The sequence below is a fragment of the Streptomyces sp. NPDC045778 genome, from assembly GCF_056431945.1.
The window spans coordinates 182,491-206,121 of sequence record NZ_JBWKJZ010000006.1; the positions used below are offsets into that span (position 1 = coordinate 182,491).

Annotated in this window: 17 protein-coding genes; 13 read left to right on the top strand and 4 right to left on the bottom strand. The window is 73.9% G+C overall.

The annotated features are described in order from the left end of the window. Positions 1-22 precede the first annotated feature (22 nt). The 7 genes from AC07GB_RS10270 to AC07GB_RS10300 all read left to right on the top strand — a co-directional run bounded on the left by AC07GB_RS10270 (position 23) and on the right by AC07GB_RS10300 (position 7,652). A complete protein-coding gene (locus AC07GB_RS10270) occupies positions 23-562 on the top strand; it encodes a hypothetical protein (protein WP_478843542.1) in 540 nt (179 codons plus the stop codon). A 110-nt stretch (positions 563-672) separates the two neighbouring features. Then, positions 673-1,320 carry a class F sortase gene (locus AC07GB_RS10275; RefSeq protein ID WP_478843544.1) on the top strand — a complete coding sequence of 216 codons (648 nt, stop codon included), beginning with the start codon at positions 673-675 and terminating at the stop codon, positions 1,318-1,320. Positions 1,321-1,533: 213 nt separating this feature from the next. Then, positions 1,534-2,766, top strand: coding sequence for an NAD(P)/FAD-dependent oxidoreductase (locus tag AC07GB_RS10280; protein WP_478843546.1), 1,233 nt, complete (start codon positions 1,534-1,536; stop codon positions 2,764-2,766). A gap of 1 nt (position 2,767) precedes the next feature. Further along, positions 2,768-5,311, top strand: a complete 2,544-nt coding sequence (gene nirB / locus AC07GB_RS10285; protein ID WP_478843548.1) for a nitrite reductase large subunit NirB — start codon at positions 2,768-2,770, stop codon at positions 5,309-5,311. Positions 5,312-5,334: 23 nt separating this feature from the next. Further along, positions 5,335-5,682: a nitrite reductase small subunit NirD gene (nirD, locus tag AC07GB_RS10290; RefSeq protein ID WP_478843817.1), complete on the top strand. Its 348-nt coding sequence runs from the start codon at positions 5,335-5,337 to the stop codon at positions 5,680-5,682. 64 nt (positions 5,683-5,746) lie between these two features. Continuing rightward, positions 5,747-6,523: an SDR family NAD(P)-dependent oxidoreductase gene (locus tag AC07GB_RS10295; RefSeq protein WP_478843550.1), complete on the top strand. Its 777-nt coding sequence runs from the start codon at positions 5,747-5,749 to the stop codon at positions 6,521-6,523. Positions 6,524-6,719: 196 nt separating this feature from the next. Beyond that, entirely contained in the window at positions 6,720-7,652 is a 933-nt protein-coding gene (locus AC07GB_RS10300) for an oxidoreductase (RefSeq protein WP_478843552.1), read from the top strand. 13 nt (positions 7,653-7,665) lie between these two features. On the opposite strand, the gene AC07GB_RS10305 is transcribed toward AC07GB_RS10300, so the two are convergent. Further along, positions 7,666-8,238 carry a hypothetical protein gene (locus AC07GB_RS10305; protein ID WP_478843554.1) on the bottom strand — a complete coding sequence of 191 codons (573 nt, stop codon included), beginning with the start codon at positions 8,236-8,238 and terminating at the stop codon, positions 7,666-7,668. Between the two features lie 225 nt (positions 8,239-8,463). Here AC07GB_RS10305 and AC07GB_RS10310 point away from each other — a divergent pair, with 225 nt between their 5' ends. The 4 genes from AC07GB_RS10310 (at position 8,464) to AC07GB_RS10325 (ending at position 13,498) form a co-directional block, all read left to right on the top strand. Beyond that, complete coding sequence (locus tag AC07GB_RS10310; protein WP_478843556.1) at positions 8,464-10,323, top strand: APC family permease; 1,860 nt, start codon at positions 8,464-8,466, stop codon at positions 10,321-10,323. Positions 10,324-10,457: 134 nt separating this feature from the next. Continuing rightward, complete coding sequence (locus tag AC07GB_RS10315; RefSeq protein WP_478843558.1) at positions 10,458-11,717, top strand: ABC transporter substrate-binding protein; 1,260 nt, start codon at positions 10,458-10,460, stop codon at positions 11,715-11,717. Next, on the top strand, positions 11,714-12,658 hold the full coding sequence (locus AC07GB_RS10320) for a carbohydrate ABC transporter permease (protein WP_478843560.1): 945 nt from the start codon (positions 11,714-11,716) through the stop codon (positions 12,656-12,658). Before AC07GB_RS10315 ends, AC07GB_RS10320 begins: the two co-directional genes overlap by 4 nt. A gap of 3 nt (positions 12,659-12,661) precedes the next feature. After that, positions 12,662-13,498: a carbohydrate ABC transporter permease gene (locus AC07GB_RS10325; RefSeq protein ID WP_478843562.1), complete on the top strand. Its 837-nt coding sequence runs from the start codon at positions 12,662-12,664 to the stop codon at positions 13,496-13,498. Positions 13,499-13,520: 22 nt separating this feature from the next. On the opposite strand, the gene AC07GB_RS10330 is transcribed toward AC07GB_RS10325, so the two are convergent. Next, on the bottom strand, positions 13,521-15,056 hold the full coding sequence (locus AC07GB_RS10330; RefSeq protein WP_478843564.1) for an alpha/beta hydrolase: 1,536 nt from the start codon (positions 15,054-15,056) through the stop codon (positions 13,521-13,523). 243 nt (positions 15,057-15,299) lie between these two features. Here AC07GB_RS10330 and AC07GB_RS10335 point away from each other — a divergent pair, with 243 nt between their 5' ends. Continuing rightward, entirely contained in the window at positions 15,300-18,053 is a 2,754-nt protein-coding gene (locus AC07GB_RS10335) for an AfsR/SARP family transcriptional regulator (protein ID WP_478843566.1), read from the top strand. Positions 18,054-18,203: 150 nt separating this feature from the next. After that, a complete protein-coding gene (locus AC07GB_RS10340; protein WP_478843568.1) occupies positions 18,204-18,956 on the top strand; it encodes a DUF4232 domain-containing protein in 753 nt (250 codons plus the stop codon). A 135-nt stretch (positions 18,957-19,091) separates the two neighbouring features. Here AC07GB_RS10340 and ppdK read toward each other — a convergent pair whose 3' ends face one another. Together ppdK and AC07GB_RS10350 are read right to left on the bottom strand one after the other, a co-directional pair. Beyond that, positions 19,092-21,830, bottom strand: coding sequence for a pyruvate, phosphate dikinase (gene ppdK, locus AC07GB_RS10345; protein WP_478843570.1), 2,739 nt, complete (start codon positions 21,828-21,830; stop codon positions 19,092-19,094). 464 nt (positions 21,831-22,294) lie between these two features. Beyond that, positions 22,295-23,545 (bottom strand): ROK family transcriptional regulator, encoded by a 1,251-nt coding sequence (locus tag AC07GB_RS10350; protein WP_478843572.1) that lies wholly within the window; start codon positions 23,543-23,545, stop codon positions 22,295-22,297. Positions 23,546-23,631 lie beyond the last annotated feature (86 nt).

Here is a 23,631-nt window from a genome sequence, read left to right on the forward strand (position 1 = left end):
CGGCCCGACAGGAGCACGCCCCATGCGCACCGCCCGCCAGCTGACGACCACCGCCGCGCTCGCCGTCACCTGGGCGGGCCTGCTCGCAGGGCCCGCGGCGGCGGCGGGCGGCCTCGACATCACGCCGACGCCGGTGACGCCCGGCACCACGGTCACGGTCCGCACGGCGGCCTGCGGAGCGGACGGCACCGCCGCGGGCGACGCGAGCGCGGTGGGCGCGGGCACCTTCGCCCTGGCCTCCGCGACCGGCGCGGCCGAGGCCTCCGGGCGGTTCAAGGTGCCGCCTTCGGCGCAGCCCGGGACGTACGAGATCGTGGCCCGCTGCTCCGGTTCCGCCGCCCGGGGCCGGCAGGTGGCGGGTGACCTGACGGTGACGCTCACCTCCACGGCGGCCGCGCGCGAGCGGGAGCCCGTGCATCCCAGGGGGCACGTGAAGACGGGGGTCGGCGGCGCGCTCGGTCCCGACCCCGCGCGGACCGCGGCGGGCGTGGCTGCTCTCGCCGTCGCCGCCGCGGGCGGTACCTGGCTCCTGCATCGCCGGGCGAGAGGCGACAGGATCTGACGGACACCCTCCGCTGTCCGCAGGTACCACCGACCCCTCCCCCCGCCGGGCCGCCGTGTCCCTCGCGGCCGCGGCGGCGGGGAGGGGCCCCGAACCGACGAGGGGACGCCATGGCTGACCGCCCGCGCGCGGCCCGCGGCAAGGCCGGGTCCGCGCTCATAGCGACCGTCAGCGCGCTCGCCCTGTGCTGCGGCGCCTGGCTCCTGACCAGCGGCACGGCGGAGCGTCCGCCGCCGCAGCCGTCGGCCGCGCAGGCCGCGTCGCCCGGGGCGCGGTCCGCGCCCGCCGCCGCGCCCCTGCCGCCGTCGCCGCCCGACCGCGTCCGGGTCCCCGCCATCGGCGTGGACGCGCCGCTCATGGGGCTCGGCCTGACCCGCCAGGGCAGCCTGGACGTGCCGCCGCCGCGGCACGACAACCTCGCCGGGTGGTACGAGGCGGGCACCACGCCCGGCGAGCGCGGGACGGCGATCGTCGCGGGCCACGTCGACACCGCGGACGGGCCCGCCGTCTTCTACCGCCTCGGAGCCCTCAAGAAGGGGCAGGTCATCGAGGTGGAGCGGCGCGACGGCACGGTCGCGCTCTTCGCGGTGGACGCGGTGGAGGTCTACGACGCGAAGTCCTTCCCCGACGAGAAGGTGTACGGGGCCGCCGCGCGGGCCGAGCTGCGGGTGATCACCTGCGGCGGGGCGTACTCGAAGCGCACGGGCTACCAGGGCAACGTAGTGGTCTTCGCCCACTTGACGGGCTCCCGCCCATAGCGGGCCCTGCCCGCGCGGCCCTTCCCCGCCGCGGAGCGCTCTCCCGCCGTCCGCTGCCGCTGTGGGCAATCGTCCCGCAGGGCGGGACGGGTGGGCACAGCCCGGAGCTGCCCCCCACCTCACAGCGCCCCGCGCCGGGGCCGGAGGTCACCGTTCCCCGGGGGAAACACCGTGGTGGCCGTCGGGTAACACCCGGCCCGCAGGCTGCGGGGCATGACCAGTCACTGCGGGAAGGGCCCGGCGCCCCGGGTCGTCGTGGTGGGGGCCGGGCTCGCGGGAGCCCGGCTCGCCGCGCGGCTCGGCGCGGACGCGCTGCTGATCGGGGAGGAACCGCACGCCCCGTACAACCGCGTCCTGCTCACGGACGTGCTCGCGGGACGGCTCGCCCCCGAGGTGATCACCCTGCCCGCCCCGGCCGCGCACCTGCGCACCCGGGCGGTGCGGATCGACCGCGCGGACCGCCTGGTCCTGTGCGCGGACGGCTCCCGCGTGCCGTACGAGACCCTGGTGCTCGCCACCGGCGCGAACCCGGTGCTGCCCCCGCTGCGCGGCCTGTTCCCGCCGGGCGCCACGGAGCTGCCCGGCGGCGTGCACGCGTTCCGGACCCTGGACGACTGCCTGGCGCTCTCGGCCGCCGTGACGCCCGGCTGCCGTGCCGTGGTCATCGGCGGCGGCCTGCTCGGCGTCTGCGCGGCCCGTGCGCTCGCCGACCGGGGCGCCCGGGTCGTGCTCGCCCAGCAGGGCGACCGGCTGATGGAGCGCCAGCTCGACCCGGCCGCCTCCGGCCTGGTGCGCGAGCATCTGACGCGGCTCGGCGTGGAGGTGCACACCGAGTGCCGGGTGCGGGGCGTGCGCCGCGACGAGGGCACGGTGACAGCCGTCGAGCTGGCGGACGGGTACGTCCTGGACACCGACCTGACCGTCCTCGCCTGCGGTGTCCGGCCCCGCGTCGGGCTTGCCCGCGCCGCGGGCCTCGACGTCCGCCGGGGCGTCGTCGTCGACGACGCCCTGCGCACCGGCGACCCGCGCGTCCACGCCGTCGGCGACTGCGCCGAGCACGCGGGCCGCGCCGCCTGCCTGGCCGCGCCCGCGCTCGACCAGGCCGACGCGCTCGCCGCGGCACTGACCGCGCCGGAGTCGGCCCGGCCGTACGCGGGCACCCGTTCGCTGACCCGGCTGACGCTCCCGGACGCCGAACGCCCCCTGGACCTCGCCGCGTTCGGGGAGCCCGAGGCCCGCCCCGACGACGACGTGCTGCGGCTCGCGGACGCCACGCGCGGCACGTACCGCAAGGTCGTCGTGCGCGGCGACCGGCTCGTCGGCGGCGTCCTGCTCGGCGACCTCGCGGCGGTGGGCACCCTGGCCCGCGCCTGGGAGGCGGACGAGCCCCTGCCCGACGACGGCGCGCCGCCGCTGCATCTGCTCACCCACGACGGAGGTCACTGACATGCCCACCCTTGTCCTCGTCGGCCATGGCATGGTCGGCCAGCGCTTCCTGGAGGAGCTGGCCGAGCGCGGGGTCACCGCCACGCACCGCGTGGTCGTCCTGTGCGAGGAGCCGCGCCCCGCCTACGACCGCGTCCGGCTCACCTCGTACTTCGACGGCCGCACCCCGGACGAACTCTCCCTCACCGACGCCGGGTTCATCGCCCGGAACGGCATCGAGCTGCGTGTGGGCGACCCGGCCGAGCACGTCGACCGGCAGGCGCGCACGGTCACCGCGCGCTCCGGGTTCACGGTGGCGTACGACACGCTCGTGCTGGCCACCGGCTCGTACCCCTTCGTGCCGCCGGTGCCCGGCAGGGACGCCACCGGCTGTTTCGTCTACCGCACCGTCGAGGATGTCCTCGCCATCGAGGAGTACGCGACGAAGCACGCCACGACGGGCGCGGTGGTCGGCGGCGGCCTGCTCGGCCTGGAGGCGGCGGGCGCGCTCCAGGGCCTCGGACTCGCCACGCACATCGTGGAGTTCGCGCCCCGCCTGATGCCCGCGCAGGTGGACGAGGGCGGCGGCGCGGCCCTCCTGCGCACCCTGACCGGGCGTGGCCTGAGCGTGCACACGGGCGTCGGCACCCAGGAGATCGTCGCCTCGGACGAGGGCGCGGTGGCGGCGATGCGCCTGTCCGACGGCTCGGAGGTCGCCACCGACATGGTGGTGTTCTCCGCCGGTGTCCGGCCCCGCGACCAGCTGGCCCGCGACTGCGGCCTGCCGGTGGGCGAGCGCGGCGGGATCACCGTCGACGGCCTGTGCCGCACCGGCGACCCGGCGGTGTACGCGATCGGCGAGTGCGCGCAGGCCGCCGACGGGCGCGTGTACGGCCTGGTCGCGCCCGGCTACGAGATGGCGCGCACGGCCGCCGACGCCATCGCCTCCGGCACGGGGCAGGCCTTCACCGGCGCCGACCTGTCCACGAAGCTGAAGCTGCTCGGCGTGGACGTCGCGTCGTTCGGCGACGCGCACGGCGCGGCCGACGGCTGCCTCGACGTCGTCTACTCCGACTCGCGCTCGGGCACGTACAAGAAGCTGGTCGTCGGCGCGGACGGCGAGCTGCTCGGCGGCGTCCTCGTGGGCGACGCCGAGGCGTACGGCACGCTGCGCGCGCTCACCGGGCAGGTGCCGCCGGTCCCCGCAGAGCAGCTGGTCCTTCCCGCGGGCGCGGGCGCGGCGAAGGCGCTCGGCCCCGAGGCGCTGCCCGGCGACGCGGTGATCTGCACCTGCCACAACGTCACGAAGGCCGCGGTCCAGGCCTGCGCGACGCTGCCCGAGGTGAAGAAGTGCACCAAGGCCGGTACGGGCTGCGGCAGTTGCGTGAAGCTCATCGGGCAGCTGCTCCCGGACGCCGGCGACCAGGGGCTGTGCGACTGCTTCCCGCACACCCGCGCCGAGCTGTACGAGATCGTCCGGGTCCGTCGCGTCACGTCGTACGCGGAGCTGCTCGACACCCACGGGCGAAAGGGCGCGCGCGGCGGCGAGGGCTGCGAGACGTGCAAGCCCGCCGTCGGCTCGATCATCGCCTCTCTCGCGCCCGCGATCGGCGTGGACGGCTACGTGCTCGACGGCGAGCAGGCGGCACTCCAGGACACCAACGACCACTTCCTCGCCAACCTCCAGAAGAACGGCTCCTACTCGGTGGTGCCGCGCGTGCCCGGCGGCGAGATCACCCCGGAGAAACTCATCGTGATCGGCGAGGTGGCGCGGGACTTCGGGCTCTACACGAAGATCACGGGCGGGCAGCGCATCGACATGTTCGGGGCGCGGGTCGAGCAGCTCCCGCTGATCTGGGCCCGGCTCGTGGACGCGGGCTTCGAGTCCGGGCACGCGTACGGCAAGGCGCTGCGCACGGTGAAGTCCTGCGTCGGCTGGACCTGGTGCCGCTACGGCGTGCAGGACTCGGTGCGCATGGCCATCGACCTGGAGCTGCGCTACCGGGGTCTGCGCGCGCCGCACAAGCTGAAGTCGGCCGTCTCGGGCTGCGCGCGGGAGTGCGCGGAGGCCCGCTCGAAGGACTTCGGCGTCATCGCCACGTCGGGCGGCTGGAACCTGTACGTCGGCGGGAACGGCGGCGCGACCCCGCGCCACGGCGACCTCCTCGCACAGGACCTGGACGACGCGGGGCTCGTGCGTCTGATCGACCGGTTCCTGATGTTCTACATCCGTACGGCGGACCGCCTGGAGCGCACCTCGACGTGGCTGGAGCGGATCGACGGCGGCGTCGAGCACGTGCGGGACGTCGTCGTGCACGACTCGCTGGGCCTCGGCGCGGAACTGGAGGCGCTGATGGCCGAGCACGTGACGCACTACCGCGACGAGTGGGCGGCGACCCTCGACGACCCCGAACGCCTCGCGCGCTTCGTGTCGTTCGTGAACGCCCCCGGGGCCCCCGACCCGATGGTGGCCTTCGTGCCCGAGCGCGAGCAGATCAAGCCGGACCTGCCCCTGCTGGCCATCGGCTCCCGCCGGGCCGCCGACCTGGAAGGAACCTCCGCGTGACGACGGTGACCGACACGACGGGTATGACTGGTACGACCGGTACGAGTGTGCAGCTGCGGCTCGACGGGGGCTGGCTGACCGTGTGCGCCGCCTCCCGGCTCACGCCGGGGCGCGGGGTGGCCGTGCTGCTGCCCGACGGGCGGCGGCAGGCGGCCGTGTTCCTCGACCGTTCGCGGCGCCTGTACGCGATCGACAACCGCGACCCGTTCTCCGGCGCGACCGTGCTCTCGCGCGGCCTGCTCGGCTCGGCGGACGGCCGTGTGTTCGTGGCCTCGCCCCTGCTGAAGCAGCGCTTCGACCTGGCGACGGGGCAGTGCCTGGACGACGACGAGGTGCGGGTGGGGGTGTACGCGGCGCGGCTCGGAGCCTAGTATTGGATCGCTCGGTCCAGAATGGGGCCGGGCCCGCCGCGTCCGCCTTCCGTAGGAGTCCGCCATGCCCGTCGCCGCCCGCAACCGCTTCACCGGCCGCACCGCCCTCGTCACCGGCGGCGGCTCGGGACTCGGCCGCGCCGTCGCGCTCGCCCTGGCCGCCGAGGGCGCGGCCGTCGTCGTCGCCGGGCGCTCGGAAGCCCCGCTCAAGGAGACGGTCGCGCTGATCGAGGAGGCGGGCGGCACGGGGCTCGCGCACGTCGCCGACGTCACCAGCCCCGCCGAGGTCCAGGCGCTCGTGCGGGCCGCCGTCGACCGCTTCGGCTCGCTCGACGTGGCCGTGAACAACGCGGGCGTCTTCAAGGGCGGCGCGCCCGTCGCCGACCTCTCCGAGGACGACTGGCGCACCCTGCTCGACGTCAACGTCAGCGGCGTGCTGTTCGCCCTCCAGGCCCAGGTGCGCCAGATGCGCGAGCAGCCGGGCGGCGGCGCCATCGTGAACATCGCCTCCAACCTGGGCGCCCACAAGCGCCGTCCGGGCATCGCCGGGTACGTGGCCTCCAAGGCCGCGGTGTCCGCGCTGACGCGCGCGGCCGCCCTCGACCACATCCAGGACGGCGTGCGCATCAACGCCGTCTCCCCCGGCGCGTCCGCCACCTCCATGTCGCTGCGGCCCGGCGAGAGCGAGGAGGACCGCGCTGCGCGCATGCTGAACGAATCGCCCCTCGGCCGCGTCGTGGACTCCGCCGAGATCGCCGCCGCGGTGCTGTACCTGGCCTCGGACGACGCCGCCTCGGTGGTCGGCACCGACCTCGTCGTCGACGGCGGGGCTTCTTCCTGACGGGGGCTTCTTCCTGACGGGGGCGTCTTGCGCGGGCAATCGGCCTCCGGCCTCGTCCTCAAACGCCGGACGGGCTTGAAACCGCCACGCACGTGCGCACGAAGTCACTCCTCGGCCGCCGCCGTGCTCCACCTCGCCTCGGACGACTTGAAACCGCCGCTCGTCCGCCCTTCCGTTCCGGCGTACGCTCGGCCGCATGGGATGGACCAGCGCCGACATGCCCGACCTGAGCGGACGCCACGCCGTGGTCACGGGGGCCAACAGCGGGATCGGGTACTGCACGGCACGGGAGTTGGCCCGCCGGGGCGCACGCGTGGTGCTCGCCTGCCGCAGCGAGTCGCGCGGCGCCACGGCCCTGACCCGGCTCACCGCCGAGGTGCCCGGCGCCGACGCGGCGGTGTGGCGGCTCGACCTCGGAGACCTCGGCTCCGTACGGGAGTTCGCGGAGCGCCACGGCCGCGAGCACGGCGAGCGGCTCGACCTGCTCGTCAACAATGCGGGCGTGATGGCCCTGCCCCGCCGCCGCACCGCCGACGGCTTCGAGACCCAGTTCGGCGTCAACCACCTCGGGCACTTCGCGCTCACCGGGCTGCTCCTGCCGCACCTCCTGCGCACCCCGGGCGCCCGCGTCGTCACCGTGTCCAGCATGCTCCACCTGCTGTCCACCGTGGACATGCGCGACCTCAACAGCGAGCACCGCTACCGCCGCTGGCTCGTCTACGGACGCTCCAAGTCCGCGAACCTGCTGTTCACGCACGAGCTGGCGCGCCGCGTCGCGGCCGCCGGGTCGGACCTCGTCGCCGCCGCCGCGCACCCCGGCTACGCCTCGACGAACCTCCAGGCGGCCGGGGCCAAGATGGAGGGCCGCAAGGCGGCGGAGGCGGCGGCCGCCCTCGGCAACCGCCTGATCGCCCAGCCCGCGGAGGCCGGGGCGCTCCCCGTCCTGTACGCGGCCACGGCGCCCGGGGTGCGCCCGGACTCCTTCATCGGACCCCGCTTCCTCAACTGGCGCGGCGCCCCCGCCCCGTCCCTGCGCGCGAAGTGGACCCTCGACGACCGGGCCGCCGTACGCCTGTGGAAGGCGTCGGAGGAACTGACCGGCGTACGGTACGAGGCCCTCAAGGCCTGACCGCGCCGCCGCCTCAGCTCAGGCCCGACGCCTCGAAGACCGCCTTCGCGCGCTTGCCGTCCACGCGTGCCGTGAGCCGGGCGAGTTCAGCGACCCCGCAGCGCAGCAGCCCCGACGCCCGGGCGACGCGGGCGCCCGCGTCCAGGCGGTGCAGCAGCAGCGGGTTCTCGGCCAGGACCCTGGGGTCGAACTCGACGCGGTGGCCGAGCGAATCGCACAGGACGAGCCGGGCGGCGACGGTCTCGCTCACGTGGACGCTGGTCAGCAGGTTCGTGCACACGTGCCGCTGCCGCAGCGGGCCGCGCACCGCGAGCCAGCCGGGGCCCGCCGTGACCCGCACCGGGTGCAGGATCACGTACAGGAGCACCGCGAGCGCCACCCACAGCGCCACCCGGAGCGCGCTCAGCGTGCCCGCCGCCAGGTCCACGAGGACGATCAGGGCGAGCAGGGCGAGCGAACAGAAGACGGCGGCCCGCAGGTCGGCGCCCCAGCGCCGGTCGCTCACCACCTCGTCCCGCGTCGGCATCCGGTGCTCACGCGTCGTCCCGCGGTGCGCCGCGGCCCGCGCCCTCCAGTCGAGTCCCATGGCCCGCACGGTAGAGCGGCCCCTGGGGCCCGGACGCGCTGTTGACGTACCGCATACACATCCATGCCACACCTTGACGCGGAGCTGACAGTCGCCCTCAACAAGACGTCAAGAAGCAGCTCAGGCGCGCCAAGGAGCCGCCAAGAAGGGGCGCGGGTCCCCCTCCGCCCGCCGACGCTGAGGTCAGCCGCGTGCGCGGCCGCTTCCGTTCGAAAGGCACACACCATGACGACCGTCTCCGAGCGCCCCGGCGCCCCGGCCATCGAGGAGCCCCCCGATACCGGCTCCGGCGTCCCGGACCCGGGTGACCGTCATCGCCTCACCGCGCTCCAGGGCCTCGCCGCCCTCTCCCTGGACGCCATGGCCTCCGTCGCCTACGGGCCCGAGGCCATCGTGCTCGTCCTCGCCGCCGCCGGCGGCCACGGCCTCGGCTTCACGCTGCCCGTGACGCTCGCGATCGCCGGTCTGCTCGCCGTCCTCGTCGCCTCCTACCGCCAGGTCATCGCCGCCTTCCCCGACGGCGGCGGCTCCTACGCGGCCGCGAAGACGCACCTGGGCCGCCGCTCCGGCCTGGTGGCCGCCGCCTCCCTCGTCCTCGACTACGTCCTGAACGTGGCCGTCGCCGTGACCGCGGGCGTTGCCGCCCTGACCTCTGCCTTCCCCGGCCTGTACGGCGACCGGCTGTGGCTTTGCCTGGGCGTGCTCGTGCTGATCACCGCGGTGAACCTGCGCGGCATCGTCGAGTCGGCGCGGGTGTTCATCGTGCCGACCGCCGTGTTCGTGGGCGCGATCCTCACCATGGTCACCGCCGGTCTGTTCCGCGAAGGGCCTGTCTCCACCGAGGCCGCCGCGGGCCACGCCTCCGCCCTGGCCGACAACGCCACCACGGTCGGCGCGCTGCTGCTGCTCAAGGCCTTCGCGTCCGGCTGCTCCGCGCTCACCGGCGTGGAGGCGATAGCCAACGCGGTGCCGTCCTTCCGCTCCCCGCGCGTCAAGCGGGCCCAGCACGCGGAGGTCGCGCTCGGTGCGCTGCTCGGCGTCATGCTGATCGGCCTGTCCGTCCTGATCTCCCGCTTCGGGCTCCAGCCCGTGGAGGGCGTCACCGTGCTCGCGCAGCTCACGGACGCCTCGCTCGGCCACAACTGGGCTTTCTACGTGGTGCAGTTCGCCACGATGATCCTGCTCGCCCTGTCCGCGAACACCTCCTTCGGCGGCCTGCCCGTCCTGATGAGCCTGCTGGCCCGGGACAACTACCTGCCGCACGTGTTCGCCCTGAAGGCCGACCGGCAGGTCCACCGCCACGGCGTGCTCGCGCTCGCCGTGGCGGGCGCGGCCCTCCTGGTGTTCTCCGGCGGCGACACCAACACCCTGGTCCCGCTCTTCGCCATCGGCGTCTTCGTCGGCTTCACGCTCTGCCAGACCGGCATGGTCATCCATTGGCGGGCGGCGGGCAAGCCCGCGAAGGCCCTCCTGAACGGCTTCGGCGCGGTCCTCACCGGCGTCTCCGCGGTCGTCGTCACGGCCACCAAGTTCACCGAGGGCGCCTGGCTGATCGTGCTCGCGCTGCCCGCGATCGTGTGCGGCTTCGAGGTCGTGCACCGGGCGTACGGGCGCATCGGCGAGGACCTCGGCCTCGGCCGCGTCCCCGAGCCGCCGCACCGCGACCACTCCCTGGTGATCGTGCCGGTGTCCGGCCTCTCCCGGCTCACCTGCGAGGCCCTCAACGCGGCGGTGTCCCTGGGCGACGAGGTCCGCGCCGTCACCGTCACGCACGACGACCCCGAGGACCGCGCGGCCACGGCGGCGCTGCGGCGCGACTGGGAGCTGTGGAACCCCGGCGTCGACCTGGTGGAACTCCCCTCCGCGGCGCGCACGGTCGGCCGGCCCGTCGCCGGTTACGTCCGCAAGGTGTACCGGTACCACCCCGGCACCCGCGTCACCGTCCTCATCCCCGAGGTCGAGCCCGCGCACCTGTGGCAGCGGCTGCTCCAGAACCAGCGCGGCGCCGTCCTCGCCCACGCGGTCCGCCGCGACACGGACGCGGTCATCTGCCGCCTCCGCTTCCGCCTGGCCGCGAGGCGCTGACCGGGTGCCGGACGGGCTTTCCCGCACCTGCGCCCCAGGCAAACACACGGCCGCAATACGCCTGTCGTAATCCCCCTGCATGGTTGATCGTTGGGCCCGACACGTACCCGTCGATCCACGCAGGGGGACACGTCATGACCATCAGTCGCAGGACACTGCTCGGCGCGGGCGCGGCGCTCGGCCTGCTCAGCGCGTGCGGGTCCAACACCGGCCGCGGCGGCGGCGGTTCGGGCGGCAAGGGGCCGAAGCTTTCGCACTGGTACCACCAGTACGGGGAGACCGGCACCGAGCAGGCGGTCAAGCGGTACGCGGCCGCGTACCGCGAGGCGGACGTCGCGGTGCAGTGGCGTCCGGGCAACTACGACGAGCAGACCGCCGCCGCGCTGCTCACCAAGTCGGGGCCCGACGTCTTCGAGGTCAACGGGCCGAGCCTGGACCAGATCAGGGGCGGCCAGGTCGTGGACCTCACGGACCTGTTCGACGGGGTGAAGGACGACTTCAACCCGGTGGCGCTCGCGCCCAAGACGTACGACGGCCGGATCTGGGCGGTCCCGCAGGTCGTCGACATGCAGCTGCTGTACTACCGCAAGAGCCTCCTGGCCGACGCGGGCGTCGAGCCGCCGCGCACCCTCGACGCGCTCGTCGACGCGGCGAAGGAGCTGACCGACAAGAAGGTCAAAGGGCTCTTCCTCGGTAACGACGGCGGCGCGGGCGTCCTCGGCGGCACTCCCCTGTACGCGGCAGGCCTCACCCTCGTGACCGACGACGGCAAGGTCGGCTTCGACGACCCGGCCGCCGCCCGCGCGCTCGCCAAGGTGCGTGAGCTGTACGCGGCGAAGGCGCTGCTGCTCGGGGCGCCGTCCGACTGGTCCGACCCGTCGGCGTTCGTGCAGGGGCTCACGGCCATGCAGTGGTCGGGCCTGTGGGCGCTGCCCGCCGTGAAGAAGGCGTTCGGCGACGACTTCGGGGTGCTCGCGTTCCCGGCGGACGGGCCCGACGGCAGGCCCGCCGTGCCGGTGGGCGCGTACGGGGCGGCCGTCAGCGCCCGTACGCGGCACAAGGACGCGGCCAAGGAGTACGTGAAGTGGCTGTGGATCGACAAGACCGAGTACCAGCGGGACTTCGCGCTCGGCTACGGCTTCCACATCCCCGCCCGGCTCTCCCTGGCGAAGAAGGCCGACGCCCTCACCGAGGGTCCGGCCGCCGACGCCGTGCGCTTCTCCACCGAGAACGGCCACGCCGAGCCGCTCCTGTGGACGCCCGCGAGCCGCGTCGCCTACCAGGACGCGCTCAGCCGCGTCATCAAGTCCGGCGCGAACCCGGAGAGCGAACTGCGGTCCGTGGTGCGCAAGGTGTCGGCGGAACTGTCCCGCGTGCGGAAGAAGTCCGCGTGAGCGGCGAAGGGCCGGGCCTGGCGCGGCGGCTCGCCGGGCCGCAGAACCGCAACCTGTGGTTCTGGGTGTTCGTCGGCCCCTTCGCGCTCGGCCTGCTCGTCTTCACGTACGTCCCGCTCGGCTGGAGCGTCTACCTCAGCTTCTTCGACGCCCACAACACGGTCTCGCCCACGGAGTTCGTCGGCCTCGACAACTACACGGCGATGCTGAGGAACGACGCGTTCACCGACAGCCTGTGGACGTTCGCCGTGTTCACGGCCTTCATCGTGCCGACGACGTTCGTGCTCTCCCTGTCGCTCGCCCTGATGGTGAACCGGCTGCGGCGGGCCCAGGCGTTCTTCCGGTCGGTTTTCTTCCTCCCGGCGGCGTGCAGCTATGTCGTGGCCGCCCTGATCTGGAAGATGTCGATCTTCAACGGGGTGCGGTTCGGGCTCGCGAACACCGTGCTCGGCTGGTTCGGGGCCGACCAGACGGCCTGGCTGTCCACCACGGTCCCGCCCTGGTACTGGCTGGTGATCGTCACCGTACGCCTGTGGCTCCAGGCCGGGTTCTACATGGTGCTCTTCCTGGCGGGGCTCCAGCGGATCTCGCCGACGCTGTACGAGGCGGCCGCCGTGGACGGGGCCCGGCCCGGCTGGCAGGTGCTCCGGCACATCACGCTGCCGCAGCTGCGCGCCACGTCCGTGGCCGTGGCGCTGCTCCTGGTCATCAACGCCTTCCAGGCCTTCGACGAGTTCTACAACCTGCTCTCCGACGCCCGCGGCTACCCGCCGTACGCCAGACCGCCACTGGTCTACCTCTACTACACCGCGCTCGGCCAGGGGCAGAACCTCGGCCTCGGCAGCGCGGGCGCGGTCCTCCTCGCCCTGATCATCGCGGTGGTGACGGTCGGGCAGGCGCGCTGGTTCGGGCTCGGCCGCAGCGACGAGAAGGGAGCCTGAGCCATGCACGACGCCTGGGTGCGCGTGGGCAGGGCGCTGCGGCTCGCCCTGCTGATCGCCCTCGCCCTGCTCTTCCTGGTCCCGTTCTACCTCCTGGTGCGCAACGGGCTCGCGTCCGAGGAGGACATCACCTCGCCGGACTGGACGTTCTTCCCGTCCACGCTGCGCTTCTCGAACGTCACCGAGCTGTTCCGGGACTCGACGGTGCCCATGGCCCGCTCCCTGCTCAACTCGGCGCTCATCGCCGTCCTGACGACCGCCGGCACGCTGCTGCTCGCCTCGCTCGCGGGCTACGGCCTGGCCCGCATCCCCTACCGCTACGCCCAGCACGTCTTCTACGCGATCCTCGCCACGCTGATGGTCCCGGCCGCCGTCACCTTCGTGCCGAGCTTCGTGCTCGTGTCGTCGCTGGGCTGGGTCTCCACCCTGCGCGGCCTGATCGTGCCGACGCTGTTCTCGGCCTTCGCCTGCTTCGTCTTCCGCCAGTACTTCCTGGGCTTTCCCCGGGAGCTTGAGGACGCGGCGCGCGTGGACGGGCTCGGCTACTGGCGGACGTACTGGCGCGTGGTCGTGCCGAACACGCGGCCGGTGTTCGCGGCCGTCGGGACCATCGTGTTCATCGGCGCCTGGAACTCCTTCCTGTGGCCGCTGGTGATCGGCCAGGACCGCGAGGCGTGGACGGTCCAGGTGGCGCTCGCCTCGTTCACGACCTCGCAGGTGATCCGGCTGCACGAGCTGTTCGTCGCGGCCGCGGTGTCGATCCTGCCGCTGCTCGTGGTGTTCCTGTTCTTCCAGCGGTGGATCGTGGCGGGGGTGGAGCGGTCGGGCATCGACGACTGACGGCCCCACCCCCGCGGGACCGCTAGAAGGCGTTCGGCGCGGCCTCGGCGCGGCGCTGGCCGGGCGTGACGCGGCACGTCACGTCCTTGGCCGGCAGCTTGCCGGTGGCCAGGTAGCGCATGGACGGGTTCTCCGCGCACGGGTAGCGGTGGTCGCCGAAGAGGACGCCGTGGCCCTCACCCTCGTCGACGGTGATCATCCGCGAGCCCTTGAGGAGCCGGTGCATGTTCCGCGCGCCGGAGAGCGGGGTCTGCGAGTCCCACTCGTTCTGCACGAGGAGCAGCGGGACGTCGTTGTCCACCTTCGTGGCGGGCTCGGCGCCCTTCGGCCAGAAGGCGCACGGCGTGACGCCGGCCGTGAAGTCCCCGTACAGCGGGTAGCGGACGGTGTCGCGCACCACGTCGCGGTAGTACGTCTCCGGGTCGCGGGGCCAGGCCGCGTCGGCGCACACCACGGCGAACTGGGAGGCGAACTCGTTGTCCGTCACCGGCGCGGCGGGCGGTCCCGACACGGTGGCGCCCCCGGCGGCACGCTTGAGCTTGCGCACAAGCTCGGCCCCGCCGCGGACGCTGAAGAACGCGGGCCGGACGTAGTCGCGCACGGCGGCGCCGTCGAGCTTCTCACCGTCGACCACGATCGGCTCGCGGTCGGCCCGCTCCACGATCTTCCAGAAGGTCCGCTGGACCTTCCGCGGGGAGGTGCCGAGGTGGTACGTGGCGTCGCGCTCGGCGGTCCACTTCGACCAGCGCTCGAAGGCCGGTCCGACCTCCTCCGACCAGATGCGGAACATCCCCCGCCACATCCGCTCCGGGTCGACGGCGCTGTCGATCAGGACGCGGTCCGCGCGCTTCGGGAACAGCTGGGTGTAGACGGCGCCGAGCGCGGTGCCGTACGAGACGCCGTAGTACGAGAGCCTCTTCTCGCCCACGGTCGCGCGCAGGACGTCCATGTCGCGCGCGGTGTTGCGGGTGTTGATGTACGGCAGCACGCCGCGGTTCTTCGTCCGGCACTTGTCCGCGACGGTCCTGGCCCACTTCACGTTCCGGTCGAACTCGGCGCGCGAGCGGGTGGGGCGCGGGAAGCTCTGCTCGGCGCGGGTGAGGCCGCAGCTCAGCGGCGAACTCTTGCCGACCCCGCGCGGGTCGAAGCCGAGCAGGTCGTACTTCTCCAGGACGGCCTTGGGCAGCCCCTCGGACGCCTCGAGGGGCAGGTCGAGCCCGGGGCCGCCGGGCCCGCCCGGGTTGAAGGTGAGGACGCCGTGGCGCTTGCCGGGCTTGCTCGTCTTCACCCGGGAGACCGCGATCTTGAGGGTCTTGCCCTCGGGCGCGGCGTAGTCGAGCGGCACCTTGAGCGTCGCGCACTGGAACTTCGCGGGCTTGTCGGCCGCGCATCTCTTCCACGTGAGCTTCTGCTGGGTGAACCGCGAGAGGTCGCGTGCCTCGGTGGGGCCGCCGGGCGCGGCCGCCGCCGGGCCCGCGGCCAGGGAGGGCGCGAGGGTCGCCGTCAGGCCGAGCGCGAGCAGCGGCACGACGAGGCGCCGGGGTGCGGAGTGAGCCACGTATAGCTCCCTTCGTTCGTGTGGACGTACCGCACTGGGGGACGCGAAAGCGGGCACATCGCCTCCGCCCGCCGCACTCGGAACGCGCCAAAGGTGGCGCGAACGCGGCCAACCGGGTGCGGGAAGGCGGCCGACCGGTGCTGGATGGCGGCCGGCCGGTACGGGAAGGCGGCCAACCGTTTGCGGGATGGCGGCCGCGGGCCCTCCGATAAACTGACCGCTTTCCCCTGAAAGGTTGCGTACGTGGAGTTCCGGCTGCTCGGAGCGGTGTCCGTCGGCACCGAGGCCGGTGAGCTGCACCTCGGCCCCGCCAAGCGGCGCAGCCTCCTCGCCGCGCTGCTCCTGCGGCCCAACCGGCCCGTCCCGGTGGAGCGGCTGACCGCCACCCTGTGGGAGGACGAGCCGCCGCCGCGCGCCCGCAGCGTCATCCAGGGCCATGTGTCGCGGCTGCGGGGCCTGCTGACCGACGCGGGCGCCGAGGTGTTCGGGGTCGAGCTGGTCACGCGGGGCCCGGCGTACGTCCTGCGGATGCCAGAGTCGCTGCTCGACGCCCACCGCTTCGAGGAACTGGTCACGCTGGCCCGCGAGCAGCGCGCGCCGGGCGACGCCGTGGCCATGTACGAGGAGGCCCTGTCGCTGTGGCAGGGGCCCGCGCTGACCGGCGCCTACCCGAGCCCGCCGCTGCTCGCCGCCGCGCACGCCCTCGAAGAGCTGCGCCTTGCCTCCGTGGAACTCCTCGCCGCGGCCTACGCCCGCCAGGGCGAGCACCACCGGGCGGCGGCCGTGCTGCGCGCCGAGGCCGAGGCCCATCCGCTGCGCGAGTCCCTCTCGGCCGCCCTGATGCGGGCGCTCCAGCGGGCGGGGCGCCGCTCGGAGGCGCTCGACTGGTTCCACCGCACCCGGCGGCTGCTCGCGGACGAGCTGGGCGTGGACCCGGGCCGCGAACTCGCGGACGCCTACGCGGCGGCGCTGCGCGGGGCGGGTGACACGACCACGGCCACCGCCACCACCTCCGCCACGGCCACGGCCGACGCCCCGCCCGTGCCCCCGCCTCCCGGCCCCGGCCCCGCTCCCGGCCCCGCCGCCCCGGTCGACCTGCTGCCCCGGATGCCCCGCGGCTTCCACGGGCGCGCCGCCGAACTCACCGCGCTGTCCCGCGCCGCCGCGGGCGAGGCGCCCGTGTGCCTGGTGACCGGGCCCGCGGGCGTGGGCAAGACCGCGCTCGCCGTGCACTGGGCGCACCGCGAACGCGCCGCGTTCCCCGGCGGCCTGCTCTACGCCGACCTGCGCGGCTTCAGCGACACGGGCGAGCCGGACCACCTCGAAGTGCTGCGCGAGTTCCTCCTCGCGCTCGGGGTCGCGCCGCGCCGGATACCGGAGTCGTCCGGCGGCGCGTCCGCCCTGTACCGCTCGCTCGCCGCCGACCGGCAGCTCCTCGTCGTCCTCGACAACGCCCGCGACTCCGCGCAGGTCAGGGAGTTGCTGCCGGGTGGCACCCGCTGCGTCACGGTGGTCACGAGCCGGGACCGGCTCCGCGGTCTGATCGCCTCGGACGCGGCCCGCCCGGTACCGGTGGACGTCCTCGAACCGGACGACGGCACGGCCCTGCTCGCCGCCGTCCTCGGCGAGGAGCGGGTGCGCGCCGAGGCCGTGGCCGCCCGGCGCCTGGCCGAACTGTGCGGCGGGCTCCCGCTCGCGCTGCGGGTGACCGCCGCCCGGCTCGCGGACCAGCCGGACCTCTCCCTCGGCGCGCTGAGCGCCGAACTGTCCGACGAGTCGCGCCGCCTGGCCCTGCTCGACGTGGAGGACACGGGCGTACGGGCTGCCCTCCGGCTCACCGTGCGCCGCCTGCCCGCGGACGCCGCGCACCACTTCGCCCACCTGGGCCGCCACCCGGGCACGCACGTCGACCGGTTCACGGCCGCCGCTCTCGCGGACACCGGGCCGGACGCGGCCGAGGCCGCCTTGGAGCGCCTCGCCGCGGCCCACCTCGTCACCCGTTCCGCGCCGGGGCGCTGGTCACTGCACGACCTGGTGCGGCTGTACGCGCGCGGCCTGGACGCCGGGCCCGACGCGGTCCCCCGGGTCCTCGACCACCTCGTGGCCACCGCGCTCGCCGCGATCGCCGCGGCCGAGCCCGGCGAGGAGGCCTGCTTCGAGCTGCCCGCAGACTTCCACCGGCCCGCCGCCGTACGGGAGTTCAGGGACCGCGAGGAGGCCATGGCCTGGTACGCGGCCGAGCGCGACGACCTGACCCTCGCGGTGGCCGCGGCCCGCGCCGCCGCCCTGCACGGCAGGACCTGGCGGCTGGTGCTCGCGCTGTGGCCGCACATCGTGTGGCGGCACCGGGACGGCTGGGCCCCGCTCCTTCAGACCGCGCTCGACGCGGCCCGGGCCGACGCCGACGAGCGGGCCGAGGCGCGGGTGCGGGCCCTGCTCGGCTGGGTCCTCGCCGAGGAGGGCCGCACCGGCGACGCCCTGGCCCACCTGGAGGCCGCCACCGCCCTTGCCGCGCGGGCGAAGGACGTCCCCGGCGAGGCGACGGCACGCATCAATCTGTCGCTCGTCCAGGCCGCCCTCGGCGACCCGGAGGAGGCGGCGGAGGGCTGCCTGCGGGCCGCCGGGCTCGCGCGCGAGGCGGGCGACCGGCACACCGAGCGCCTCGCCCTGCACCACCTCGCCCGCCACCGGCTCGTCCTCCAGGAGTGGCGGCCCGCCCTGGACACGGCCACCGCGGCCCTGGCCGTGGACCTGCCGGCGGAGGCCTCCGCGGCCTCCCGGGTGCTGCTCCTCACCACGGCGGGGGAGGCCCTCATCGGCTTGGGCGACGAGCGGGAGGGCGTGCGGCGCCTGGAGACCGCGGCCCGGGAAGCGGAAGCCTCCGGCTTCGACGAGGGCGCGGTCGGGGCGCTCGGTGCGCTGCTGCGCGTCTCGGCGGACGTGAGCCTGCGGGCCCGCTACGACACGGCGCTGATGCGGCTCACGGCGCAGTCCTGAGAGCGGTGGCGACAGGGCGGCGCGGCACGTAAGCGGGACATCAGCCGGGCGTAAGCGGAACGCCAGCGGGGGCGACGAAAGTAGTGCTCACAGCGGGGGCGACCCCGCGAGGACCGCACCGACCAGCACCACCGCACAGGGGGACCTTCCATGCGTACGTCGCGTATCCGCACCACCGCTCTCGCCGCCACGGCCACCGCCGCCCTGGCCCTGTCGCTGACCGCCTGCGGCAGCTCGGACGACAACGGCGCCGGGAAGAACCGGGTGAGCACGGTCGGCAGGACCGCGGACACGTCCGGCAAGTCCGCGGACACGTCCGGCGAGTCCGAGGGCACGGCCGGCACGGCCGGCACGGCCGCGAAGACCGGCGGGCAGGCCGCGGCGGGCGGCGGCCAGACCGGTCCTTCCGGCGCCGCGTCGGCCTCGGTCGCGAAGGGCTCCGGCGCCGCAGTCGGCGCCGCGCGCTCCACCGCCGTCCGGCAGTGCGACGGCAACGAGATGTCGTACTCCGTCACGCACCGCTTCGCGAAGCAGCGCGGCGAGCACCTGCTGATCACCGCGACGAACGCCGACGCCAAGCCGTGCTGGGTCACCTCGTACCCGTCGGTGATGCTCGGCGACAGCGTGAACGTCCTCGGCCACTCGGCCAAGGACGCCCCCGGCGGCACCGCCCGCCTCACGGTCAAGCCCGGCGGCAAGGTCTACTCCGCCGTGAACCTCTTCATCGGCGGCGCGAAGCGCCACACGTCGGTGAGCCTGTCCCTGGCCCTGCGCGACCAGACCGGCGACACCGGCCCCGGCACCGGCCAGGACGCCTTCGACGCCAAGGGCGTGCCGTCGAAGTTCACCTGGTCGGAGGCGGACGTGACCAACTGGAACACGGCCCGGCCGTACGGCTTCTGAGACCTGCCCGGACACCCCCCAGTCCCGGGCAGCCCGAAGGGGCGGCACCCCGCACAAGGTGCCGCCCCTTCATCGTGGACCGGGACCGCCGCCGCATCGGTTGAGGGTCGGGGACACGGCGGCGGCCCCGGGGCTCTAGCGGTGGTCGCTGCCCTGGGCCTGGGAGGCGGCGCGGCCGGCTTCGAGGCGGGCGACCGGGATGCGGAAGGGCGAGCAGGAGACGTAGTCGAGGCCCACCTCGTGGAAGAAGTGCACCGACTCCGGGTCACCGCCGTGCTCGCCGCAGACGCCGAGCTTGATGTCGGGGCGGGTCGCCCGGCCCGCCTCGACGGCGCTGCGGACCAGGGAGCCGACGCCGTCCTTGTCGATGGTCTCGAAGGGGCTGACGCCGAAGATGCCCTTCTCCAGGTACGCCGTGAAGAAGGAGGCCTCCACGTCGTCGCGGCTGAAGCCCCACACCGTCTGGGTGAGGTCGTTCGTACCGAAGGAGAAGAACTCGGCGGCCTCCGCGATCTGGCCCGCCGTCACGGCGGCGCGGGGCAGCTCGATCATGGTGCCGATGGAGAGCTTCAGGTCGGTGCCGGTGGCGGCCTGGACCTCGGCGATGACCCGGTCGGCCTCCTCGCGGACGATCTCCAGCTCCTGGACGGTGCCGACCAGCGGGATCATGATCTCGGCGCGCGGGTCGCCCTTGGCGTTCTTGCGCTCGGCGGCGGCCTCCGCGATCGCGCGGACCTGCATGGTGAACAGGCCGGGGATGACCAGGCCGAGGCGCACGCCGCGCAGGCCCAGCATCGGGTTCTGCTCGTGCAGGCGGTGCACGGCCTGGAGCAGGCGCAGGTCGTTCTCGTTGGCGTCCTTGCGGGACTCGGCGAGCGCGACGCGGACCGACAGCTCGGTGATGTCGGGCAGGAACTCGTGCAGCGGCGGGTCCAGCAGGCGGACGGTGACCGGAAGGCCGTCCATGGCCTCGAACAGCTCGACGAAGTCCTGCTTCTGCTGCGGGAGCAGGGCCTTGAGGGCCTCCTCGCGCTCCCCGTCGGTGTCGGCGAGGATCAGCTTCTCGACCATCTCGCGGCGCTCGCCGAGGAACATGTGCTCGGTGCGGCACAGGCCGATGCCCTGCGCGCCGAACCGGCGGGCGCGCAGCGCGTCCTCGGCGTTGTCGGCGTTGGCGCGCACCCGCAGGCGGCGCTTGCCGTCGGCGAAGGCCATGATGCGGTGCACGGCCTGGACCAGCTCGTCGGCGTCGTCGGCGCCGGCGTGCATGCGGCCCTCGAAGTACTCGACGACCGGGGACGGCACGACCGGGACCTCGCCCAGGTAGACCTTGCCCGTGGAGCCGTCGATGGAGACGACGTCGCCCTCCTCGACGACCGTGCCGCCGACCGTGAGACGGCGGCGCTTGGTGTCGACCTCCAGCTCCTCGGCGCCGCAGACACAGGTCTTGCCCATGCCGCGCGCGACGACGGCCGCGTGCGAGGTCTTGCCGCCGCGGGAGGTCAGGATGCCCTCGGCGGCGATCATGCCGTCGAGGTCGTCGGGGTTGGTCTCGCGGCGGATCAGGATGACCTTCTCGCCGGAGCGCGACCACTTGATGGCGGTGTAGGAGTCGAAGACGGCCTTGCCGACGGCGGCGCCCGGCGAGGCGGCGATGCCCCGGCCCAGCTGCGTCACCTTCCCGCCTTCGGCTCCCTCCGCGTCGAAGCGCGGGAACATCAGCTGCGCCAGCTGCGCGCCGGTGACGCGCTGGAGCGCCTCGGCCTCGCTGATCAGGCCCTGGTCGACGAGCTGCGTCGCGATGCGGAAGGCCGCGCCCGCGGTGCGCTTGCCGACGCGGGTCTGGAGCATCCACAGCTGCCCGCGCTCGATGGTGAACTCGATGTCGCAGAGGTCCTTGTAGTGGGTCTCCAAGGTCTCCATGATCTGCATGAGCTGGTCGTACGACTTCTTGTCGATCTGCTCCAGATCGGCGAGCGGCACGGTGTTGCGGATGCCCGCGACGACGTCCTCGCCCTGCGCGTTCTGGAGGTAGTCGCCGTAGACGCCCTGGTGGCCGCTCGCGGGGTCGCGGGTGAACGCCACGCCCGTGCCCGAGTCGGGGCCGAGGTTGCCGAAGACCATCGAGCAGACGTTGACGGCGGTGCCCAGGTCGTGCGGGATGCGCTCCTGGCGGCGGTAGAGCTTGGCCCGGTCGCCGTTCCAGGAGTCGAAGACCGCCTTGATGGCGAGGTCCATCTGCTCGCGCGGGTCCTGCGGGAAGTCGCGGCCCGCCTCGGTCTTGACGATCTTCTTGAACTTGGTGACGAGCTTCTTGAGGTCGGCCGCCTCCAGGTCGGTGTCGACCGCGACCTTCTTGGCCTCCTTGGCCTTTTCGAGGGCGTCCTCGAAGAGGTCGCCCTCGACGCCGAGGACGGTCTTGCCGAACATCTGGATGAGCCGGCGGTAGGAGTCCCAGGCGAAGCGCTCGTCACCCGCCTGCTTGGCGAGACCCTGTACGGACTTGTCGGAGAGCCCGATGTTCAGGACGGTGTCCATCATGCCGGGCATGGAGAACTTGGCGCCCGAGCGGACCGAGACGAGCAGCGGGTCGTCGGCCTGGCCGAGCTTCTTGCCCATCTTCTTCTCGAGGGCGTCGAGGTGCGCGCTCACCTCGTCGCGCAGCGCCACGGGCTCCTCGCCGCTGTCGAGGTAGACCTTGCAGGCCTCGGTGGTGATGGTGAAGCCCGGAGGGACGGGAAGGCCCAGGTTGGTCATCTCGGCGAGGTTCGCACCCTTGCCACCGAGGAGGTCCTTGAGGTCCTTGTTGCCCTCGGTGAAGTCGTAAACGAACTTCACGCCCTGAGCTACGTGGGGATCTTTGTTTTCCGACACGGGTCTCGACTCCTCGAGGACGCGGCTGCCCTGACGGCGAGGAACATACCCAGATCGAAGGCGTCTGGGTACGTCCACTTGTGGGTCATGCGGTCGCAACCACCCGTGTGCCAGCAGATCGAAAGTAACGCGCGAGTAATGATCTTGACGTGAGTGGCTTCACCTCTTGAACACATGGATGCGCAGCGTCACTTCAAGGGCTCAATATGGCTACCCTGCGTGGCATTTTGATCGATCGCTTGAAGTGTCAACGCGTGGCACTCAGTGCCACCCCTTGGAAAGGTGCAGCGGCGGAAGATCCGCTCATCTGAGCGTAGGGGCTATCAGGGGTGGCGAGAATCACGCCCTGACTTGCCGAAGTTTTGGCATCTGAGCGCCTCTCGGCTCACCCGAGAGATCTCCGAGGGGCCGCCCGGGGGCCTCCGAGGAGAGCGGTGAGAGCGTCGGGGCACCCGGTGCCCGGCTCAGAATCCGAGGGCCGCGAGCCGTTCCTCGGCACGCCGCGGCGCGTACAAGTGCTCCACCACCAGGGCTCCCGCCCCGGTCACGGCCGCCCGCTCGCCGAGCCGCGAGGTGACGATCTCCAGATGAGCGGTGGAGCGCGGCAGCGCCCGCTGGTAGAGCAGCTCCCGCACCCCTGTCAGGAAGGGCGTTCCGGCCAGATCTCCCGCGATCATCAGGACGCCCGGATTGAGGAGCGTCACGACCGTGGCGAGCACCTCGCCGACCCGCTGCCCCGCCTCGCGCGCGAGGCGCACCGCCTCCGGGTGCCCCGCCGCGAGCAGCTCCGCCACGTCGGACCCTGACGTCACGGCCGCGCCCGAGGGCGCGGGCACGCCCGCCGCCGCGAGCCGCCCGGCGAGCGCGCGCCCGCTGGCCACCGCGGCCAGACAGCCGTACGAGCCGCAGCGGCACAGGGCGGACGCGCTGCCGGGCACCCACGGCACCCGTATGTGCCCGATGTCGCCCGCGCCGCCGTCCACGCCCCGGTACACGCAGCCGTCCACGACGACACCCGCGCCGATGCCGGTGGAGACCTTGACCAGGGCGAAGGCCGGGCAGTCGGGGTAGGACGCGCGCTGCTCGCCGTACGCCATGAGGTTGGCGTCGTTGTCGACGAGGACCGCCGCGCGGGCCGGGGCGCCCGTCCGCGCGGCGAAGGAGCGGCTCAGCCGGGCCCTTATGTCGTAGCCGTCCCAGCCCGGCATGATCGGCGGCTGCACCACGCGGCCCGACTCGTTGTCGACCGGGCCCGGCACGGCGAGCCCGATGCCGCACACCGAGCGCGCGGCACGGCCGCCCTCGCGCAGCAGCGCCGCGAACCGGGCGCCCAGCTCGTCCAGGACCCGCTCCGGGCCTTCGTCCACCCGCAGGGGCCCGGTGTGCTCGGCCAGGACGTCCCCGGTGAGGGTGAGCAGGGCCGTGCGGGCGTGCCGGGTCTCCAGGCCCGCGGCGAGGACCACGGCGTGCCCGTCGTCGAACTCCAGGCGGGCGGCGGGCCTGCCGCCGAGCGGGGACCCCGCGGGGGCGCCGGCGTTCTCGCGCAGCCAGCCCGCGCGGAAGAGGCGGTCGAGGCGCTGGCCGACCGTGGCCCTGGAAAGCCCTGTGACCTGCTGGAGGGCGCCGCGCGTTGTGGCGCGGCCGCTGCGCACGAGGTGCAGCAGGTCGCCCGCGCTCGCCCGGTCGGTCCCGCGCACCGGTGTCCCGCTCGTCATGGCCGCTCCTCGCCTCCCTGTTCCCCGCCTGCCCGCATCTCCCCTTGCGCGCGTCAACTCGGCGTTACATATTGGGTTTTGCGTGT

Excerpts from the sequence above, each read along its gene's own strand:
- AC07GB_RS10280 (WP_478843546.1), top strand. The coding sequence starts at position 1,534 with ATGACCAGTCACTGCGGGAAGGGCCCGGCGCCCCGGGTCGTCGTGGTG.
- AC07GB_RS10305 (WP_478843554.1), bottom strand. The coding sequence starts at position 8,238 with ATGGGACTCGACTGGAGGGCGCGGGCCGCGGCGCACCGCGGGACGACG.
- AC07GB_RS10310 (WP_478843556.1), top strand. The coding sequence starts at position 8,464 with ATGACGACCGTCTCCGAGCGCCCCGGCGCCCCGGCCATCGAGGAGCCC.
- AC07GB_RS10270 (WP_478843542.1), top strand. The coding sequence starts at position 23 with ATGCGCACCGCCCGCCAGCTGACGACCACCGCCGCGCTCGCCGTCACC.
- AC07GB_RS10300 (WP_478843552.1), top strand. The coding sequence starts at position 6,720 with ATGGGATGGACCAGCGCCGACATGCCCGACCTGAGCGGACGCCACGCC.
- AC07GB_RS10275 (WP_478843544.1), top strand. The coding sequence starts at position 673 with ATGGCTGACCGCCCGCGCGCGGCCCGCGGCAAGGCCGGGTCCGCGCTC.
- AC07GB_RS10340 (WP_478843568.1), top strand. The coding sequence starts at position 18,204 with ATGCGTACGTCGCGTATCCGCACCACCGCTCTCGCCGCCACGGCCACC.
- AC07GB_RS10350 (WP_478843572.1), bottom strand. The coding sequence starts at position 23,545 with ATGACGAGCGGGACACCGGTGCGCGGGACCGACCGGGCGAGCGCGGGC.
- AC07GB_RS10295 (WP_478843550.1), top strand. The coding sequence starts at position 5,747 with ATGCCCGTCGCCGCCCGCAACCGCTTCACCGGCCGCACCGCCCTCGTC.
- AC07GB_RS10315 (WP_478843558.1), top strand. The coding sequence starts at position 10,458 with ATGACCATCAGTCGCAGGACACTGCTCGGCGCGGGCGCGGCGCTCGGC.
- AC07GB_RS10325 (WP_478843562.1), top strand. The coding sequence starts at position 12,662 with ATGCACGACGCCTGGGTGCGCGTGGGCAGGGCGCTGCGGCTCGCCCTG.
- nirB (WP_478843548.1), top strand. The coding sequence starts at position 2,768 with ATGCCCACCCTTGTCCTCGTCGGCCATGGCATGGTCGGCCAGCGCTTC.
- nirD (WP_478843817.1), top strand. The coding sequence starts at position 5,335 with ATGACTGGTACGACCGGTACGAGTGTGCAGCTGCGGCTCGACGGGGGC.